Here is a 20374-nt window from a genome sequence, read left to right as displayed (position 1 = left end):
ATATATATACCAGTAGAATTTTAATTGAATTCATTATCTTTTGTTTCAAATTCCGCGATTATTTCAAGCAAATTTTCTACAGCACTCTCTCCAGAGTTCTTTTTTAAAGAATGACCATAATGGACCAAAAACTCATTGTTGTTTAAATCGGGAGAATATTTATTCTCAGATAAATACGCATTCAGTTCAAATAAAAAGATACTGATATCCTGTTGACAAATAGCACGTTTTGAAAGAAATTGTTGTGCTGTTTCACTATAATAAACAAGACCTGTAAATGCAAATACTGGCTTATTAGTAACAAGAGCTTGCAATATTGTTGTAAATGGTCTATCAAGAATAATTGCATTCGTAACTTTGAGTAGTTCTGTAAAACTTTGTTCAAGCCCTATGATTTTAAAGTTTTCAAAATCATTATCTGTTATATATTTTGCAATAAGTGATTCATTTCGCTTTTGGGATGGATGTAATTTGAGCAATATAGTATAATCTTTATAAGTCGACAAAAGGTTAATTATTTGCTTCTGTGTTTGCCACAGCATGACATCTGAAAATGGAGGATCGGTTGAAATATATTGACTGTTATTAAGGTACAAATCAGTTGCATATAGAATTACTTTTTCTTGCACTGAAAAATCAAATGAATGTTCTTTGATTTGCATTTCAAGAGACATTGATCCGACTACTCTTACTTCTGTTTGGAACCTAATAGCTTCAGTGACCAAGCTATCCTTGACTCCTTCTCCAAATACAAGATGTTTATCTGAATTAAGCAAATCTAAGTATGTTATAAACGGATGGTTTCTCATCGCACCATACCCCCCATGTTGCCATGTTACTACGGGTATATTGCAGGTATGAGCTGCACATGCAACTGAATTTGCAATTGGAGTTGCAAGTGTTGATGCAATTACTGCTTTTATTTTTTGTTTTTTAATCCTTTCTATAGTTTGTTTTGTTATTATTAAACAAAGAGGAATCAAATTCAATACTAAGAATTTAAATCGGCTTTCTACAATAGGGAAAAAATCAAAACCATTGCATGTGAAGAAGAACCTAAATTTTGGATCTTCCACAAGATCGCACCACAATTCATCGAGTATTTCTGATTTTTGAATGGACATCTGATTGAACACATCAGAATCCTCCAAAGTCCTGTATATTGGAGTTATGTTATTTTTAAGCAGATAGCTAATTGAGTCATCCCAGCTATAACCAGCCCCATATAATAGGACTGGTTTTCTTGCAGTTGGTATGATTTGTTTTAATACAGCCCACATATTATTAAAACTATTTTTTTGAATATTTAATAAACAACTGTAGCACATAGGATGATTTAAAAGCCATTTTTTAAAATGTGACGGGAAATTAATAGTCCTAAATTTTTCATCATTTAAAGAAATTAGTACTTGTCCATCCCCTATCATTGCCATTTTTTTGGTAACAATTCCCCAATTTATATGTGATAATAAATTGGAATAGACTGATTCACGGTTGTCAAACGAAATGAAAGGCGCTGATTTGTTAAATCCAAACGGATATTTTAAAGTATCATAATAGATAATCTCTTCTGGTTTTTCTATAGATATTAGTTTAGATATTTGAAACATCCTTGTTGATATTACTGCATAAGTTGTCAAAATATATCGAATTGAAAACATGGCAGGCTGAATAGAATAAGATCCAACCTTACGGCAACACTCCACTATACGCTTATCAAGGTATTGGCAAAGATTTTCAACTTTGCTATAATTCAAAATTTGCTCACGATATAATTCCACCGGTTTGTAATAGTCTTCAAAAACTTTAAACTCAACATCGTTTTTTTCAAGCTCATACATCGCATCAGGTGAAAGTGCAATTATGATTGTTGTGCCAATAAAACGTTGGCTTTGTGAGAACCAATCTACTACCTGCTCTGAAGTCTCTAACAACACGATTTTTTTCAAGTCTTTGCTCCATGGCTTAGAGATAATAAAAATTTAGAATTTGGGTGTTGCACCTGTTCCGATCCGTTGAACTTTATAAGTCATCATTTTTCGATTTTATCAATTGTTTGGCTAATTATTTCGGCCTGTTTTTTCGCATAATCCAAACTTTCATAATTTGTTTTTAACTGAATTATCTGTGGTTGTATTTTTTCAGCAATTGGACATAATCCAGGTTTGTACTCAATTCCATTTTCAAATTTCATACCTTGAATAGCGGGCTCTGTATATGTCAATTTCCAAGCTGCATAATATGGATCGCCACCTATTTCCAAGTATTCTTTCCGGAATTGCTCCCATGATACATTAGCTTTTTGAGAATCTAATTTCATAGCATATGTGAAATAAGTATTGACTGTATATTCTGGTGTTTTTTGTGAGTGCAACCATTCACATTCGCTTAAAACATTGGAATATATTTTTGCAATTTTAATTCTACGATCTACAAACATATCAAGTTGCTCTAGTTGGGCTAAAGCCATCGCTGCACAAACTTCAGGTAGCCGGTAGTTTGGAGAAACGAACAGATGCCTTTCAAAGTTTGGATCTTGAATAATATCTTTTGGTGGTTTCGTTTCGTAAGCTCCTGCCTTTAGTGTCGAATATCCAAGGATACTAAATTTTCGTGCTTTTTCTGCCAGTTCTGCATCGTTGGTAATCAGCATTCCACCGTTTCCGGTTGTCATATGTTTTGATCTCTCAAAACTAAAAATTCCCATGTGACCAATTGTTCCAGCAGTTTTACCTTTGTATTTCCCTAAAAAACATTGTGCACAATCTTCTAGTACAAAAATATCATACGTATCTGCTATTTCCATTATTGGATCCATCTCAGCAGATAATCCGTAAAGAGAGACCGGGATTATAGCTTTAGTTCTTGAAGTTATTTTGCGTGCAATATCTTCATGGCTAATATTAAATGTATCAGGATCAATGTCTGCAAAAACTGGAACTCCACCAAGATACAAAACTGAAAATGCAGTCGATGCAAATGTTAAAGGAGGAACTATCACTTCATCCCCTTGTCCAATTCCCATTGCTGCAAGGCATGAATGAAGAGCAGATGTTCCAGAATTAACACCAACCGCATATTTCACACCCATTTTTTTTGCAAACTCATATTCAAGTTTTTGATTCATGACCCCAGTCAAACCCAAATCTAATGCTTCTTTAATGTAATCTAATTCTCTTTGGCCAACACGCCATAATTTTTCACTCATATTATAACACATCCCATTTTTTCTGAGAAACATATTTGTTAATAGTTTGTATTTCAGGATATTTATCAAGTAGTTGAATAATATCTTCCATAAAAAAAATTTCATGTTCTTTGTACAAATAACTATATATGGCTTCTGCAAATTCAAAATCATTTTGTGTATCCACAGTCCATCTCAAAGCTGAAAGGTTATGGCCTGTATATTCAACATTTTTTATATTGAATAGATGAGTGTTAGTCCATATATATGGAGTAACATGCTCACGGTAAAAAGTTCCTTCTGCTTCCATCCATGCTTTCCTAAGTGCATTGAATGAAAAAACTTCGACATCAATTCCTATGGGATAAGTTGGAACTATGGTGTTGCTGACATAATCGTATTTTTCGTAATTATCCATATATTCATGCAGGATTTCATTTATGATATGTGAATCTTTTAAAGGATCATCAGCAGTAATGCGAATTATAACGTCTGCATCATGCATCACTGCAGCTTGATAATATCGGTCTAATACATCGACTGATTTCCCTCTATAATACTCAATACTATGTCTTTTTGCAAAGTCACAAATAACATTATCCTCTGATTTTAATGTAGTTGCTATTACAATCTGATCTATCGCCTCTACTGTTTGCAGTCTTTTGACAATATGCTCTAACATAGGTTTACCTGACAATAACTTCATAACTTTCCCAGGAAGCCTTGTTGATCCCATACGTGCTTGGATAATCGCAACTTTATTCATTTTTTACTTCCAATTGAAAGGTAAAATTATATTCTCATCATCTTCTCTAAAACTCTCAAGACATTTTTGTAAACTTCTGGTTTGTTGTGAATATTTCAATGAACCCACAATATCTTTTAAGTTTTGTAAATTGTCAACACCAACGACAACATGATCAATATATTGATTATTGGTCGCAAAATTAAAAAATAATGCTTCAAGAGGAATATCATTCTCTTTTGCTAAATTTTGAATATCCGATAATTTACTTTGTATTTTCAAAAAACTAGGAGATAGGTCAGAAGGTCTTTTGAACAATAATCCTTGTAAAAAGACAGAGCGAACTGATATTTCTATTCCTTTTTTTTTTAGAATACTAAAATATCTTTCGAAACGCTGGTCTAACACATTAAACGGAATTTGCACTACATCAAATAAAACATTATTATGAATTAGTTTATCCAGTTCTTCTGGGTAATAAAGAGAAAAACCAATTTTTTGAATTTTCCCAATAGCTTTGAGCTTTTCAAGTTCTCCCCATATTTGGGGGTTGTCAATAAAACTCTTAAAGCTGTGTATGTAGTAACCATATATTGTGTCAATATTTAAGTTTTTTAGACTTTGATGAACTATTTTATCAACTTCGTTTGGATTGCACTCTGGTAGTTTTGAAAAGATGTCTATATCATGAGATGAGGTCTTTATATATGTTCCGAGGAGGGATTCACTATCTCCATAGTTACGAGCAGTGTCGAAAGATTTTATTCCTATACTCACACAAGTATCCATTATTTGAAATATTTCGTTCTTTGGGATTTTTCCTCTTTGATTATTAATCCCATAGTCCATTCCAAATTGAGCTGTACCCAATGTTATTTTGCTAATTAACATACTTCCTCTACTACATTGTTTTATGTGCAACGTACTGATTTAGTTACTATTTCCATGCCCTCGGATTTAATATATAATATATCCTATCTATATACCACGTTGAAATATAATGTCTTTTTGGCTGTGGTAGAAACTACTGTTAATTTTATTCTAAAGCGATAATTTAGAAATGAACAAAAATCTGAAACAAACAAAAAGAAAAAATCTCAAAAGAGTAACGCAGAAAAATGTTATGTATATTTGACAAAGGATTTTATAATAACAGAAATCTGATAGAAACGATACTTATATTTAAAAAATTTAGAAATCATGATCAAGAAGCACTGGAAACAACCAAAATAAGTCAAATTAAAATAATTACTGCATAACCTTAATAAGTATATTAAGATTATCGTAATTATTCAAATGAGCAATTATACAGAGCAAAATCTATGATACACATTTAAAGTTCACTATCAAGTAAACTGTAGAACAATGAATCATACCACTTGCCTTCAGACCAATGCGTTTCACGATGAATACCATCAAGTTTGAAACCCAGTTTTGCAAAGAAAGCTTTTTTCGGTTCATCAAAACTGTATATCTCAGCCCATAATCTGTGTAGACCAAGTTCATCAAAACCATAATTAATCATAACTGTGCCGGCATCTGGAGCAAACTTATCATCGATATATAAGTTATCTTCCCCTATATAAATTGAAAAATCAGCATTTCTATTAATCCAATCTATGTAACATAAACCACATGCTCCAAGAAGTCGGTCATCTTTAAGATCAATAATGGCAAACATTATTGTTCTGGAATCATTCATAACTACATTTTCGTACCAGTTTTTTTGAGTTTCACTATTCAGCTCACGATACTCACGAAAAAAACGGCGATATTCTGGCCTATTACGAAAAGACATCAACTTCGGCAAATCAGAGCACTCAATAGCTCGAAGACCAACATAATTACCCTTTAACATATCTCCTCCACAATATCTCCAATCAAAATTGCATCTCCCTTTGATTTTGGAACGGCTAATGTCTTACCCACAACCTTACGTACCATATAAGGCTCCAGAGAGCCTGTGGGTGCCGGACGAAGAGACACAAGGTCATCTTTACTTATTCTTTCACCTGTCGCCTTGTCACGAATAAAACGTAAGCAACGGCGTTGAACAACCGAAGTATCTTTTTCATTTGACTCAATGCGCTTTATTCCATTACCTAAAGCCATTTCCAGTTCACGGCTCCGATCGATCATTTCTCTCCACGTGCATGGATTCATCGAAAATGCATGATCAGGCCCAGCACGCTCATTATCATCTGTGAAATGCTTTTCGATAACTCTTGCACCTAATGCTATTGCCCCTAAAACTGCGGCATGAAGCGGCGTGTGATCAGATAGACCAAGTACCATATTAGGATATCTAATCGCAAATGTCTCAAGTACTTTCAGATTGGTGTATTTGAAATTATCCTTGCTTCCGGTATAATTAGTATTGCATTGTAATAGCACAAGTTGACTATTATATCGTAAAACACTATCTACCGCACGTTCAACGTCATCCATATTTGATGCACCAGTTGCAAGTATCAATGGTTTATTTTTTTTTGCTACCGTTTCAATGAAATCAATCCAGGTAATATCACCCGAACCAATCTTATAAGCCGGAATGAACGGAGCAAGTAACTCAACCGCCTCGTAATCATAAGGTGTTGTCATAAAATCAATCTTTGCGTCTTTTGCAGTTTTTGACAACTCTTGAGTCCAGTCACGATTGCATTCACACTGCTCATAGACCTCAAAAACTGACTTTTCCCATGAAGACTGATGACTCATTTTAGCAGTAAGATGTTTAAAACCATAATCACTTACAATACTGTTTGCCTTGAAATGTTGAAATTTGACTGCGTCTGCACCAGCATCTTTAGCAAGCCAGATTAACTCTTTAGCACGTTCTATATACCCATCATGATTAGAGGCAATATCAGCAATGAAATAAGCAGGCGAACCTATAGAAATCTCTCTTCCATTGATATGTATCTGACTATCATACATCATTTATTTAAACCCTCATCATATTCTTTAATAATACTTGTGATTACTTCATCTAATGTTGGTAACTCATACCCAAGGATTTGTTCTGCTTTAGTCACATCTAAACCAATGCTCTCTGCTCTTGGTGTGCCTCCTATATCAAAAACACTACCTATTACAGTATTATCCAATGAGTAAGCCATTCTGTCAGAAAGAGCACATATGAACTCTTTTTTGCTGAAAACATCCCGGCTTGCTAAATTCAATACCCCACAGAAGCGTGTTTCAATGATATCCATCAGTGCAGTAGAAAATTGATTAACATGAATACTTGATGTATAGTAATCATCAAAAAGTGTCATGACAGATTTTTTTTGAAGATTTTGTATGACCCATTCTAAAAATGTTGGTGCTTTCAAATCATGACGAAAACCTACAACATTGGTACGTACTACTAAAGAATTGGGATTGGTCAATGCAAATACCTCTGCTGCATATTTAGTTCTTGCATATTCATTCATTAGATGAACAGGATGGTTTTCTGAATGTTTTTTATGGCAATCCCCTGTGTAATAATGATCTGTTGAAATCTGAACAAAATAGATTCCGGCTTTTCTGGAAATCTCCGACATAATTGAAGAAGGACGTGAATTTACCAAATATGCATGACCGGGATTATCTTCACATTTGGTCAAATTAACAATTGCAGCACAATTAATTAAAATATGAGGATTAATTGATGAGATTATACTTTCCAATTCTTCATCATTCGAAATATCGCACGATACATCAGCACCGTTGCGAGCAATTCCTGTAACCTCAAAACCTCGTGTTTTTATTTCATTCATAAGTGACTGTCCAAGCATGCCAGTCGATCCAGTTAACAAAACTCTCATAACACACCAAAATCTTAGCTACAAACTTTCATACAAGATGATACTCCGATTGTATCTGCAATTACGTCTCATCTTTCATCATCATCCATTTACGGAATTTTTCAATGCCTTCTTCAAGAGATGTCTTTGGTTCCCAACCCAACAGTTTTCTTGCCTTGGAATAATCACAAACCAATTTTGGAATCTCACTTTGAGGATGTATATGCTCAACATGTTTTATATAAGACACATTTTTACAGATCAACAAAGCAAGATCATTAATCGTTATATCTTCTCCTAGGCCAGCATTCAAAATTTCACCATTAGTATTATCGGAATACGCAGCCTCAACTACAAATTCGGCACAATCCTCGACATACATCAAGTCACGTGTTTGTTTACCATCGCCATAAATATTGAGCACATCCCCATTAAGTTGTTTGTCAATGAAAATGGAAACCACACCACCTTCACCAGTTGATTTTTGGTAAGGTCCATAGGTATTAAAGGGACGCACTATTACAGTAGGTAAACCATATGCATAGTAATATGATTGTACCATATTTTCCCCTGCAAGTTTCGCCCCTGCATATGGAGATGCTGCTTTTACCGGATGTTTTTCGGAGATAGCACTCTGTGTCGATGCAGTGTCATAGACCATACATGTACTCATGAAAAGAAATTTTGTATTTGTCCGCTTTGCTTCCTCAAGAACATTGAATGTCCCCACAACGTCATTTTCAAAGGTCTTTCGAGGATTGTTAATACTATCCTGAACAATAATGCTAGCTGCTAAGTGAATGCATATATCAAAATTATTATTGAATAACTCATGCAATTTTATTTTATCCTTTATGTCACCAAGCGTTACAATAAGATTGGAATTTTCTTTAAAATCATCAAGATTATTTAGATTTCCATTGGACATGTCATCCAAAACCCAGACTAGGTTTTTATCATCAAGTAAGCGCTTAACAACCCATCTCCCAATAAAACCAGAACCTCCTGTCACTAGTATTTTCATTATTTCCCCCATCTTATTATATTATTTTGTCTTTCTTAAGAATTGTTCGTATCCCATCTTTACTAATACGTACAGCATTCTTTGATACATAATCCTGAGAAATGATAGATGTAGCACCGTATGCAGACTCATCGAATAAAAGCAATTCATCCTTTATCTCTGGAATTATAATAAACATATCTTCCCTTTCTAAAGAACGAGATGCTTCATCTTCTGTCATCAGTTCCTCATACATCTTTTCACCAGGTTTAGAACCAATGATCTCAATATCTATATCCTCCGGCCTATAACCGTATTTATGAGCCAATTCCTCTATCAGAACTTCTGCTAAATCTTGGATATTAACCGTAGGCATTTTAAATATGAAAACCTCACCACCATGTGACATCCCTACAGATAAGAGAACGAGTTCCACAGCCTGTGACATCGACATCATAAAACGAGTCATCGTCGGATCAGTGATGGTAACTGGTCCACCTGCTTTTATTTGCTGCTTAAAAAGGGGTATCACTGAACCCCTAGAACCCATTACATTACCAAAACGAACACTTGAGAAAACACACTCCCTAGCTCCTTTATAATAATTGGCTGATGTCATCAATTTTTCTGCAAGTAGCTTTGTTGCACCCATGGTGTTAGAGGGATTCACTGCCTTGTCACTGCTTGTAAAAATAACTTTACTAACATTATTATCAATTGACACATCAATAATATTTTGCATCCCAATAACATTCGTTTTAACAGCTTCAAAGGGGTTATATTCACAGGCCATTACATGCTTAAGGGCTGCTGTGTGGAAAATTATATCAATATTTTCTACAGCCCTTGAAAGCCTTTCTTTATCGCGCACATCGCCAAGAAGGAAACGAACTATATCCTCATGTCCTTTGAGTTCCTGCTGAAATTCAAACTGCTCGGTTTCATCTACATCGAATATTCTAACAATTTCCGGGTGCTCATTTGCTAGCAGATATCGGACCAATTCTTTACCAAGTGAACCAGTACCACCGGTTACAAGAATTTTTTTATTATGGAATACTGTCATGTTTTTACCTTTCTACAATAACTCATCCTTCATGCTCTCAAACTCTTCAAGCACCTTTGAGTAGTCCTCATGCCTTCCAATGTCCATCCAATAACCATCGAAGTCATAACCAGCTATCTTTTCACCCTTTTCGATCAATTGCTTAATAAGCACCGGAAAATCAAGATACTTTCCCTTTTCGATATGATCCAGTATCTTTTTATTGAAAAAATAGATTCCCATACTTACCTTATAAACAAGAGTAGGTTTTTCAATATAATCAACAATGTTCCCTGCATTGTCCAGCTCCAGAACACCCAGGCTTATGGGAACATCCTTGTTGTACATGGAAACTGTAGCAAGCACTTCTTTTTCCAGATGAAAACGCATAAGGTCAGAATAATCAATATTGGTAAGAAGATCACCGTTCATTACAAGGAAGTTCTCTTCCAAGCCATCAACAAGAGACAATGGACCTGCAGTACCCAAAGGTTCATCCTCCATAGAATACGTAATCTCCAGTCCCCACCTGGAACCATCACCACAGTATGCTTCAATGATACCCGCAAGATGCCCTACAGCAAGAACTATTTTGTTGAAACCGTGCTTCTTTAACTGAAGTAGAACGATTTCCAGAATTGGCATATCCCCTATAGGCATCAGGGGTTTTGGTAACACAGTTGTGTAAGGTGCCAGACGTTTTCCTTTGCCACCGGCCAGAATTATAGCTTGCATGAATTATATAATATACTTGTCAGTTTTATATAGATTTGTGTAAGCACTCAGCCATTCCACAGTCTGTTGAAGTCCTTGTGAAAGGGGAAAGTCAGGCTCCCATCCAAGCAATTCCTTTGCCCTTGAATTATCACAGATAAGTTCCATCACCTCACTCTTTTCAGGCCGTATACGTTCCTGTTTCTCAATAATCTTCATATCTTCTTTCCCAAGAATGGAAAGTATAGTGTTCAAAATATCACCGATAGTATATCCCTTTCCTGAACCGATGTTGATTACTTCACCTATCGACTTTTCAGACTCAGCCACAGAAATGAAACCTTTTACCGTATCCTTCACAAAAGTCATGTCCCTTACAGGAGAAAGAGAACCGATATGAATCTCATCCTTTGTGAGGGCTTGTGAAATAATTGTAGGGATTACTGCACGTGCAGACTGACGGGGACCATAGGTATTAAAGGGTCTGATGGTAGCTACCGGCAGGTCAAATGAACGATAATAACTTTCTGCGATTTTATCTGCCCCTATTTTAGAAGCAGAATATGGAGACTGACCTTGTAGTGGATGAGACTCATCGATCGGGGTGTATTGGGCAGTTCCATATGTTTCACTAGTTGACGTGTGGACTATTTTTTCGACGTTATTATCAAGTCCTGCCTGCAGGACATTCATAGTGCCTTTTATGTTTACATTGATATAATTCTCCGGAGCTACATATGAGTAAGGGATGCCTATTAGAGCCGCAAGATGAAAAACCACATCTGCACCCTTAGTGACATTTCTGACAAAAAAAGGATCTGTTATATCTCCCATTGACACCTCTATTTCTTTAAGGACATCACTGTCAACCAGGTTCAACAGACCATAGTCATTTCTAGAATTGTAATGGACAAAAGCCTTTACATTAGCTCCTCTTCGTACTAGTTCCTCTACAAGATGGCTTGCAATGAAACCACCGGCCCCTGTTACGACAACTTCTTTATTTGCTATGTTCAAGTAGAAACACCCTCAATGTCTTTTCTAAACCTTTTTTAATATCTGTTGCTGGGCACCAGTTCAAAAATTGCTCTGCTTTTTCGATATTTGCAACTGTATCAGCAATCTCACACGCCCTTTTTGAATTCATGTATTTGATTTCTGTCTGTCTACCGGTAATATCAGAGAATAAATCAATGATGATATTTGCAATCTCATCAACTGAAAAACTCTTACCGCTCCCTATATTGAATACATTGCAACCCGTAGAAGAGATATTCAAAGCGCACAAAAAAGCGTCAACCACATCATCAATGTAGATATAGTCCCTCTTTGGCCGGGAATCCGCAAGAAGTACATTGCCTTTAGAGAGCTGTTCAAGTATCACTGGTATCAGGAAATTACCTTTCTGCCCGGGACCGTATATATTGAAAAATCTCAGAATGACTACATCCAGTCCATAATCCCTGCAGTAGGACTCACACAATTGTTCACCTAAGTACTTACTACTGGAATATGGATTATTGGGGGAAACTGGATGAGATTCATCCACCGGAAGATAAATGGGCTGTCCGTACACAAAAGTACTTGAGTATATCATTTTACTCACATCATTTATGCGACACCATTCAAGCATATTCAATATACCTGATATATTGTTCTCGTAAACTACCCTAGGATTTTGGAAGGATTCGGGAATACTGGTTATCCCTGCAAGATGAAAGAGAACGTTTTTCGGCGGAATTTTCCGGACCTGCTCCCACTTTGTTATATCTATGCCAGCGGTTGAGCGGGATACACCAAGGACGTCAACGTCCTGCTGAATAAGCCTTTTTGAGAGATGAGAACCTATGAAACCACTATCTCCTGTAACTATTGCATCGCCATATTTCATTTTCCCACCAGTTCAACGTATTGCTTCCTGACATCTTCCATAATATGGTACCAATCACCTTTGAGTTCAATTACCGAAAGAGCATTCTTTCCAAGGTTTGTTCTTATATCTAGATTATCTGCCAATTCAAGGATCTTCGAGGCGAGTATCTGTGGGTCACAGGGAGGGATCAAGTATCCACTGACGCCATCCTTAACCCATTCGCTTACACCACCTACATCGGTTACAATGCAAGCTTTGCCACATGCCATTGCTTCCAGCACTGAAACAGGACTACCATCAGAAATGGCAGTTGAAACATATATATCACTTTGGTGTAACAGTTCTGGCATTTGCTCATATTCAAGCCATCCTATAAAAGTAACATGTTCCCCTATTCCCAGTTTCCCAACCAGCTCTTTTAAGTCTTTTTCAAGGGGACCGGATCCCTTTATGATGAAATGTATATCCTTATTTCTGGCAATTACCAACGGAATGGCGTTTATTAGGTTTGCCAGATCATAGACTTCAAGAAAGTTCCTGTTTGAAAGCACAGTTATCTTTCCTTCGCTATCCGTATTGCTTTTGTCCAAAGAGTGGAATAAACGGGTATCTACACCAAATGGTACAGTCTTTACTATTTCAGGAGATACTCCAAATTCAGAGATTATTTTCCTAGAAATATCATCCGATACACCAAATACCATGTTTGAGCTCTTAAGGGATAATTTTGTAAAATGCCACAGAAGACGGGAATGATAAGGTATGACCAGAATATCTGTGCCCCATGCACTCATTATCACCGGAGAAAAACCCAAAGCAGCCACATGGAAACCAAATTTTGAAATGAAATGAGCATGGACTATATCCGGTTTCAAACGCCTTATCAAAAAATAGATTTTTATATGGCGTGGGAAGAATGAAAGATAAAGATTTTTGAACCATGAACCGATAACATGGACATTAACACCGCTATAATCCAGCTTTGAAGGTTCATATGATATAAGGTGTACTTCATCACCCTGTTGGACAAAATATTGGGCCCATCTCTGAGTATGAATAGATACCGCATCAGCAATTAAACATATTTTCATGAAAAAACTTCCTTTTAAAATGAAAATCTCCGACGGAATTTCAAAATGCAAATGTAAGAGTTTGTGACCATTGACTATTTCAAAAAGTCACAAAAACAAAAAACCTGGCATTCCTTCCAATCTGTGTACACTCCATTTATTAATAAAATCTAGCCAACTGCGTGAATGAAATCTATTTGTATAACAATATGATGTTATTTTAACAATACCTATATTTATTATATAGTATTTATTGATAGCAAAGTGAATCCAATGTATAATAACTTCGATATAATCTCGATCTATATTAGACATTCATGAGGGGAATACATGAAAGATGAGAAAACAAGATCGTATAATTTAAAAAATAATTTGCCCTACATTGCAGGATTGATATTATCCTTATTAGTGTCATTTTATATCCGAACCATCCCGAAAGCAGGTGTTTTCATCTCTGAGAACTTTGTTAGATTTGGTGGAAATGACCCATGGTACCACCTCAGAAATGTAGAATCGATTGTACATAATTTTCCACATATGCTCTGGTTCGATGCCTACACCCAATTCCCAAATGGTACGAACCAGGTATTTGCACCACTCTACGATATGGTTCTTGCAACGATAATATGGGTATTGGGAGCAGGAAATCCAAGTCAGGGGTTACTGAACACTGTTAGTGCATACTATCCTTCAATACTGGGTGCACTTGTAGTTATTCCAACATATTTTGCTGCAAAATGGTTATTCAACAGGGAAGTTGGCGTGCTTGCATCATTCCTTATCGCAATATCATGTGGTCAATATCTCTCAAGATCGATAATAGGATTTAATGACCACCACATAGCTGAAACATTGTTGAGTACTGTAACAGCAATGTTCCTGATAATGGCAATAAAAAGAGCAGACGAAAGTAAATTTACTTTTGCTGACCTGAAGAACAGGAACATTGATACAATCAAACCTGCTATCCCATACCTGATACTCACAGGTATTTCTCTTGGAGCCTACTCTTTGGCATGGAAAGGGGCACTCTTTTTCTGCTTCATTATAGGAGTATACATCACAATCCAGCATATTGTCAATCACATGCAGGGAAAAACTACTGATTATCTTGCAATTAGCGGACTTATTATTTTCGTTATCGCATTGATGATGGTGCTTTTTGCTCCATACATAGGTGGAATTAAATCACTATACATCAAGGGAATGATCGCAGGCATCGTAGCCTTCCCATTACTTACTGCAATATCAAGGGAATCAAACCGTAGAGGATTTAAAAGCTATTATTTCCCAGTATCAACATTGATATTGTTCTTCGGTGGCATCCTTGCGGCAAAGTTGTTCTCAGAATCAGCATATTCCATGATAACAAGTGTATTCAGTTATTTCACACTAACAGGTGGTGGCCTTACTGTTGCGGAAGCTTCCCCACTTCTTCTGGTTGGCGGACAGTTCTCCCTCCAACCCCTGTGGTACAATTTTGCCGCACTGGGATACATTTCCTTCATCGCACTGGCAATACTCATCTATAAGGCATTCACCCGAAAGAACACACCAGAAAACACTTTCCTGATAGTATGGACACTGATGATTATATGGGCCATGCTCCAGCAGAACCGTTTCGCTTACTACTATTCAGTTAATGCCGCAATCCTGAGCGCATGGGTAGGTATCAGTATCCTTAACCTTGCTGGCTGGCAGAATTTAATAGACAGCATCAAGGCAAAAAAATTCAATGTGCAAAACATAAAAATTATGCATATAATTTCAGCAGCGTTCATTGTACTCATCCTCATATATCCAAGTTATGGCATTGCAATACAACAAGTGCAGGGAACCGGAGGTCCTAATGGATACTGGATTGAATCAACACAGTGGCTCAGGTATAACACACCTGATCCAGGACTTGACTATTACGAGAGCTATGAAATACCTGCAGAAGGAGAAAGTTACCAGTACCCGGAAACTGCATATGGTGTGATGTCGTGGTGGGATTACGGACACTGGATCGAAGTTATAGGTCGACGCATACCAAATGCAAATCCATTCCAACAAGGTATCGGTGGTCGCACTAATAGTCTGGAAGAAGAGAACAGACCCGGAGCATCAACTTTCTTCACAGCTCCTTCTGAAGCAGAAGCAACAGAAGTGCTTGAAGCAATACATCCTGATCCTGAAAAAGCAGGAGCACGCTACATTGTCTCAGACGTTGAAATGGCTACGGGCAAATTCTATGCTATGAGCGCCTGGACGCTGGACACAGCTGACTACTACATACAAGTACAAACCGACTCAGGATACATGACAGTACCCGGCCCAAGATACTTTAATTCCATGGAAGCAAGGCTTCACATCTTCGATGGTAACGGACTCAAGCAATACCGTCTGGTGCATGAGTCACCTATTGGAAGCACGCAGGAACCAGGTTATAAGAATGTATACAACGCACTCTTCAGCGGGAACCTGGCAGAAGATAATACCGGATATGTTAAAATATTCGAGTATGTCAAGGGTGTAACTATTTCTGGTACAGCACCTGAAAATGAGACTGTAACCATCAGCAACACCATAATGACAAGTCAAATGAGGACGTTCACCTATACACAATCCACCACATCTGACGGAACATATTCTTTCACTGTACCTTATTCCACTGAAGGACCAATCAAAGGCGAGACACAGTTCGACACAATGCCTTCAGGACCTTATGTGATAAGCTATGGAAATACTACACAAGAAGTCAGCGTTAGTGAACTGGATGTTTTGAATGGGAACACAATAGAAGTATGAATACTTCTTTCCCATTCTATCTTTACTTTTTTTTGGACATTTCCCGACACTTACAAATAATATCAAGCAGAAGCTAGCTCTAAGGTGATATATTGGACAATATAATCAAGGGAAAAGCATGGATTTTCGGTAGTGATATCGATACTGATGTAATAATTCCCGGAAAATACCTGCGCACTACAGATATGCAGGTCTTTGCAGATCATGTTCTGGAAGGAATAGACCCTGAATTCCCTAAAAAAGTGAAAAAGGGAGACATAATCGTTGCGGATGACAACTTTGGATGTGGCTCCTCCAGGGAACAGGCTGCACTGGCACTAAAGTATGCAGGAGTTGCATGTGTTGTGGCAAAATCATTCGGAAGGATCTTTTTCAGGAACGCCATCAATGTAGGACTTCCACTTATGGAAGCAGACGTGCAGTGCAACGAAGGAGATGAAGTGGAAATTGACCTGCTTCAGGGAACAGTAAAAGCAAACGGTGAAGTGTTCAAGGGAAACAAATTACCGGATTTTCTTCTTGAAATGCTGACTGAAGGCGGACTTGTGGCCCAGCACAAAGCAAAAAAGAACACACATTAAGGCGTATGAATATGATATTTCCTGATGAGTACAAATATGTGGGCCATAGCAGGGAGATTCCCGACGGCGATGACAGACGTATCTATTTCCTCACAAAATACCTGATCGTTGAACATTGTGATAATGAAAATAGTTACTCACTTTACGAAGTCAGGCATCTGGGAAATGATCTGCTAAGAAATGTCGAATCTCTTGAAAAACTAGCCTCATGTGAGGAAATTGTCCGCTATGACAAAGAATTGAACATAAAAGACAGAGCACTTCTCATAGAGATCGCAGCAAATATCTGCAAAGGAAAAGTTAATACTGTCATATTCACAGGCATAGATAAACACCTGACATTTGTACACAAACCAGACCTCACAGCAATTCTTGATATCGAGATAGTCGATGTTGTACCCCCGGAACCATCCTGGCTTTCAAGTGTTGTAAACAGGCTGGAAAAAAGTGGTATTTTCGGTGATCTCACAATTAAATTTTCAGATAATCTGACCGATCTCAGGAGATTTGAAGGAGATAACACTGTGTTCCCATGTTCATCATCAGGGCTTAAAGGAAAATGTCTTGATTGTGATGTTATTGAAGAAGATGGTGCACTGCTTGTAGGCTGTGAAATATCAAAAAGCCTTTTTGAATCCAGATTTCCGGGAGTAGAATACTCATTTGTAAATATCTGTCCTTTTAAATCAGACATATTCAAGCCATCAAGACCATTCATCACACGATGCTGCCGCTCTGAGAAATCCGGTATTGTTACTATTAATGGTATTCGCGGAGCAGTTGTCCACTGGGGTGCATCGGAATTTGACGTTGCTAAAGCCGTATGGGATCTTGTTGAGGAAATTAAGGGAAAATAAAGAGGTAGTATTATGAAACTTGCAGTTGTGGAAGGTGACGGGGTTGGAAAAGAAGTAATCCCTGCAGCAATAGAGATTCTGGACTCACTTAACCTTGATATTGAAAAAATACCTTTGGAACTTGGTTATGGAAAATGGGAGAGAACCGGTTCTGCTATAACCGACGAAGATATAGCGACACTAAAAGAATGCGATTGTGTATTCTTTGGTGCAATTACAACGCCACCTGATCCTAATTATAAGAGTGTGCTCCTCACAATACGCAAAGAACTGGACATGTATGCAAACATCCGGCCTATACGTCCTCTGCCCTCAGTAAAAGGCATTCATGAACGTAACGATTTCAATTTCATCATCGTAAGGGAAAATACAGAAGGACTGTACTCAGGCATTGAAGAGATAGGAAACGACATTTCCACTACACAGAGAGTTGTCACAAGAAAAGGTTCAAAAAGAATTGCAAATTATGCATGCAAGCTTGCAAGCAGCAGACTGAACAAGCTAGCTATTGTCCATAAATCCAATGTGATGAAGTCTGATAAACTCTTCCTGGATGTTTGCCGGCAGACTGCAACCGACGCAGGAGTTATGCACAAGGATGAACTTGTAGACTCCTTCGCTTACAACCTGATCACATCCCCCTGGAATTACGATGTTATAGTAACAACCAACCTCTTTGGGGATATTCTGAGCGATATGTCAGGTGCCTTGGTTGGAGGACTTGGTCTTTTGCCCAGTGCCAACATTGGAGAGAAATATGCATTATTTGAGCCGGTGCATGGTAGCGCTCCAGATATAGCTGGCAGAAACATAGCAAATCCACTTGCTGCAATATTAAGTCTGAAAATGCTCCTTGAATGGCATGGTGATGTTGCAGAAGCAGCAATTGTTGAAGAAGCCATTGACTCTGCACTCAATATGGGAATCTGCACCCCTGACCTTGGTGGTAAACATACCACATCAGAAGTTGGCAATAATATTGCAAAATACATAAAAACAAGAATAGAATAAAAATCCTGCCGGCTTTTCATTCTATGGGATACTCATAAATTCTTTTTTTAGCTTAGATTCAGCAACGAGGCCACACCCGACATAGTGACAACTGCACTTACTCCGGATATCCATACCATTATTACAAAATCAGTGGTTGCACTCAACATATGCCCCCCATCCACTATCCTGATAAGAAGAGCAGACATCAGGGAATGACCAACCATTATTAACATAACCATGTTTGAAAGTGTCTCAATGCTACCTACATTTGTATATAACACCATTCCCATGGACATTCCGGGAGGCATTTCCACAGCTGAGAACATATCCTGCATAAGTCCAACCACACCAAGCGAGATATACATAGTAAAACCAATACCGCCTGTCAGACCATACAGGACACCAACAAGACTACCTGCAGACTGGGATCTCTTTTTCCTGAGAGTTACAATTTTATGGAAGTTAGTTGCTATTATATCACCGATGACCTCAGGTTGTCCACCCAGGTTGGTCGCTTCCACAAACATCACGGAGAAACGTTGTATCAAATTACTACCGGTGTTAGCTCCAAAATATTCCCATGAACCGAATTTATCTATCCTGGTTACAAGCATCTTATAGAGATTGTTCACATCTCTTGTAAGAGGACCAAAGTCATGTGCCCTAAGGGCTTTGAGCGCATCATCAATAACACCACCTCTTGCACCTGCGGAACTTCCAAGAGAACGGATAAACGCAGGAAAGTTCTCATCTTTCCTTCGGATACTTTTCTCTATTGACCTTGAGACATGACCTGTATAAATAAGGGGTGTGAAAACCATAGCTACAGCAATTGAAGTTTCAATCTTTCCATAAAGAGATACTGCTATGAAAACAACAACGCATCCAAGAAGGGAAACAGGTATTGAACGATATAATTTTAACTTGTTCTCAGTGACCTTCTTGGACTGACTCCATGCCGGATCCTTTGGAATCTTACTTTTTGTGAACATCACCATAACAATATCTGTTACAAGGAAGACAAGCACGACCATACTCATCAGAAGCTCTGCATTCATACCTGTGATCACCGGCATGATAACAGCAAAAGATGCCATGAATATAAGAGACATTACAAGAGATACAAATAGTTCCTTAATAATTTCAACAACATAAAGTGCACCCATATACATGGACTCATACTCGTTCATTACCACACCCTGCTCTGCAAAAAGGAAGCCTTTTACATCCTCTCCAGACTGGAGTGCATGGGCAAAACGATCAAGGAAATCTTCAAATATGATAGAAGGAGTTCTTTTTGAAACGAACCTGCATGCGTCCGCAAGACTAAGGTGCCACACAGTAACAAGATCAAATATCTTCCTTGTTTCCTCGGCAAGTTCCTGGTAATCCGAATTTTCAGAAACGATGCGGACAATATCGATTCTGGGAGTTTCTGCCGTGGCAATTGAACCCATCTGGGTGATATAATAGTGCATATTATTATCTATGCGGGAAGCTTTGGCAGCAAGGATTGTCAGGGGATATGACAAAGCAAAAATGATACAAATTACAGGTATTAATATTGGTATGTATTTGGTAGTACCAGTAAAAAGTGTGGGGAATACGATTAAAATAATAATACATATCATAAAACCAAATACTATTATGGGTAAAGCAAACTTTTTCCCATATGCACCAGGTTCCATGCCAAGATTCTTGAAGGCCTTATCATAGCTCATAAAA

General features: G+C 37.5%; 18 protein-coding genes. 4 read left to right on the top strand and 14 right to left on the bottom strand.

Going from position 1 to position 20374, the window contains the following annotated elements:
- Nucleotides 1-20 precede the first annotated feature (20 nt).
- The 13 genes from QZZ23_RS08350 to QZZ23_RS08290 all read right to left on the bottom strand — a co-directional run bounded on the left by QZZ23_RS08350 (nucleotide 21) and on the right by QZZ23_RS08290 (nucleotide 13449).
- Nucleotides 21-1949: a hypothetical protein gene (locus QZZ23_RS08350; protein ID WP_292468808.1), complete on the bottom strand. Its 1929-nt coding sequence runs from the start codon at nucleotides 1947-1949 to the stop codon at nucleotides 21-23.
- An 83-nt stretch (nucleotides 1950-2032) separates the two neighbouring features.
- Nucleotides 2033-3208 carry a DegT/DnrJ/EryC1/StrS aminotransferase family protein gene (locus QZZ23_RS08345; protein ID WP_292468806.1) on the bottom strand — a complete coding sequence of 392 codons (1176 nt, stop codon included), beginning with the start codon at nucleotides 3206-3208 and terminating at the stop codon, nucleotides 2033-2035.
- 1 nt (nucleotide 3209) lies between these two features.
- Nucleotides 3210-3953, bottom strand: coding sequence for a glycosyltransferase family protein (locus QZZ23_RS08340; protein ID WP_292468803.1), 744 nt, complete (start codon nucleotides 3951-3953; stop codon nucleotides 3210-3212).
- 3 nt (nucleotides 3954-3956) lie between these two features.
- Nucleotides 3957-4823: an aldo/keto reductase gene (locus tag QZZ23_RS08335; protein WP_292468801.1), complete on the bottom strand. Its 867-nt coding sequence runs from the start codon at nucleotides 4821-4823 to the stop codon at nucleotides 3957-3959.
- A gap of 442 nt (nucleotides 4824-5265) precedes the next feature.
- Nucleotides 5266-5790 (bottom strand): GNAT family protein, encoded by a 525-nt coding sequence (locus tag QZZ23_RS08330; protein ID WP_292468797.1) that lies wholly within the window; start codon nucleotides 5788-5790, stop codon nucleotides 5266-5268.
- On the bottom strand, nucleotides 5784-6872 hold the full coding sequence (locus QZZ23_RS08325) for an N-acetylneuraminate synthase family protein (protein WP_292468796.1): 1089 nt from the start codon (nucleotides 6870-6872) through the stop codon (nucleotides 5784-5786). The genes QZZ23_RS08330 and QZZ23_RS08325 overlap by 7 nt, the downstream gene beginning before the upstream one ends.
- On the bottom strand, nucleotides 6869-7744 hold the full coding sequence (locus QZZ23_RS08320) for an SDR family oxidoreductase (protein WP_292468794.1): 876 nt from the start codon (nucleotides 7742-7744) through the stop codon (nucleotides 6869-6871). The genes QZZ23_RS08325 and QZZ23_RS08320 overlap by 4 nt, the downstream gene beginning before the upstream one ends.
- A gap of 61 nt (nucleotides 7745-7805) precedes the next feature.
- Nucleotides 7806-8747 carry a GDP-mannose 4,6-dehydratase gene (locus QZZ23_RS08315; RefSeq protein WP_292468792.1) on the bottom strand — a complete coding sequence of 314 codons (942 nt, stop codon included), beginning with the start codon at nucleotides 8745-8747 and terminating at the stop codon, nucleotides 7806-7808.
- Between the two features lie 16 nt (nucleotides 8748-8763).
- Nucleotides 8764-9792 (bottom strand): UDP-N-acetylglucosamine 4,6-dehydratase family protein, encoded by a 1029-nt coding sequence (locus QZZ23_RS08310; RefSeq protein ID WP_292468791.1) that lies wholly within the window; start codon nucleotides 9790-9792, stop codon nucleotides 8764-8766.
- 12 nt (nucleotides 9793-9804) lie between these two features.
- Nucleotides 9805-10506: a sugar phosphate nucleotidyltransferase gene (locus tag QZZ23_RS08305; RefSeq protein ID WP_292468789.1), complete on the bottom strand. Its 702-nt coding sequence runs from the start codon at nucleotides 10504-10506 to the stop codon at nucleotides 9805-9807.
- Between the two features lie 3 nt (nucleotides 10507-10509).
- Nucleotides 10510-11502 carry a GDP-mannose 4,6-dehydratase gene (locus tag QZZ23_RS08300; RefSeq protein WP_292468787.1) on the bottom strand — a complete coding sequence of 331 codons (993 nt, stop codon included), beginning with the start codon at nucleotides 11500-11502 and terminating at the stop codon, nucleotides 10510-10512.
- Complete coding sequence (locus QZZ23_RS08295) at nucleotides 11486-12376, bottom strand: NAD(P)-dependent oxidoreductase (protein ID WP_292468785.1); 891 nt, start codon at nucleotides 12374-12376, stop codon at nucleotides 11486-11488. The genes QZZ23_RS08300 and QZZ23_RS08295 overlap by 17 nt, the downstream gene beginning before the upstream one ends.
- Nucleotides 12373-13449 carry a glycosyltransferase family 4 protein gene (locus QZZ23_RS08290; RefSeq protein ID WP_292468783.1) on the bottom strand — a complete coding sequence of 359 codons (1077 nt, stop codon included), beginning with the start codon at nucleotides 13447-13449 and terminating at the stop codon, nucleotides 12373-12375. The genes QZZ23_RS08295 and QZZ23_RS08290 overlap by 4 nt, the downstream gene beginning before the upstream one ends.
- A 309-nt stretch (nucleotides 13450-13758) precedes the next feature.
- On the opposite strand from QZZ23_RS08290, the gene QZZ23_RS08285 reads away from it, so the two are divergent.
- The 4 genes from QZZ23_RS08285 (at nucleotide 13759) to QZZ23_RS08270 (ending at nucleotide 18667) form a co-directional block, all read left to right on the top strand.
- Nucleotides 13759-16218 carry an oligosaccharyl transferase, archaeosortase A system-associated gene (locus QZZ23_RS08285; RefSeq protein ID WP_292468782.1) on the top strand — a complete coding sequence of 820 codons (2460 nt, stop codon included), beginning with the start codon at nucleotides 13759-13761 and terminating at the stop codon, nucleotides 16216-16218.
- A gap of 89 nt (nucleotides 16219-16307) precedes the next feature.
- Nucleotides 16308-16799 carry a 3-isopropylmalate dehydratase gene (locus tag QZZ23_RS08280; protein ID WP_292468986.1) on the top strand — a complete coding sequence of 164 codons (492 nt, stop codon included), beginning with the start codon at nucleotides 16308-16310 and terminating at the stop codon, nucleotides 16797-16799.
- 11 nt (nucleotides 16800-16810) lie between these two features.
- The gene (locus tag QZZ23_RS08275) at nucleotides 16811-17656 is read left to right on the top strand and encodes a hypothetical protein (protein ID WP_292468779.1); all 846 of its coding nucleotides are present in this window, start codon (nucleotides 16811-16813) and stop codon (nucleotides 17654-17656) included.
- A gap of 12 nt (nucleotides 17657-17668) precedes the next feature.
- Nucleotides 17669-18667 carry an isocitrate/isopropylmalate family dehydrogenase gene (locus QZZ23_RS08270; protein WP_292468777.1) on the top strand — a complete coding sequence of 333 codons (999 nt, stop codon included), beginning with the start codon at nucleotides 17669-17671 and terminating at the stop codon, nucleotides 18665-18667.
- Between the two features lie 47 nt (nucleotides 18668-18714).
- Here the strand turns inward: QZZ23_RS08270 and flaJ are convergent, their stop codons facing one another.
- Nucleotides 18715-20370: an archaellar assembly protein FlaJ gene (gene flaJ, locus QZZ23_RS08265; RefSeq protein ID WP_292468775.1), complete on the bottom strand. Its 1656-nt coding sequence runs from the start codon at nucleotides 20368-20370 to the stop codon at nucleotides 18715-18717.
- Between the last annotated feature and the right edge of the window lie 4 nt (nucleotides 20371-20374).

Source organism: Methanolobus sp. (genome assembly GCF_016278385.1).
GTDB lineage: Archaea > Halobacteriota > Methanosarcinia > Methanosarcinales > Methanosarcinaceae > Methanolobus.
This window is presented reverse-complemented; position numbering and strand designations above follow the sequence as displayed.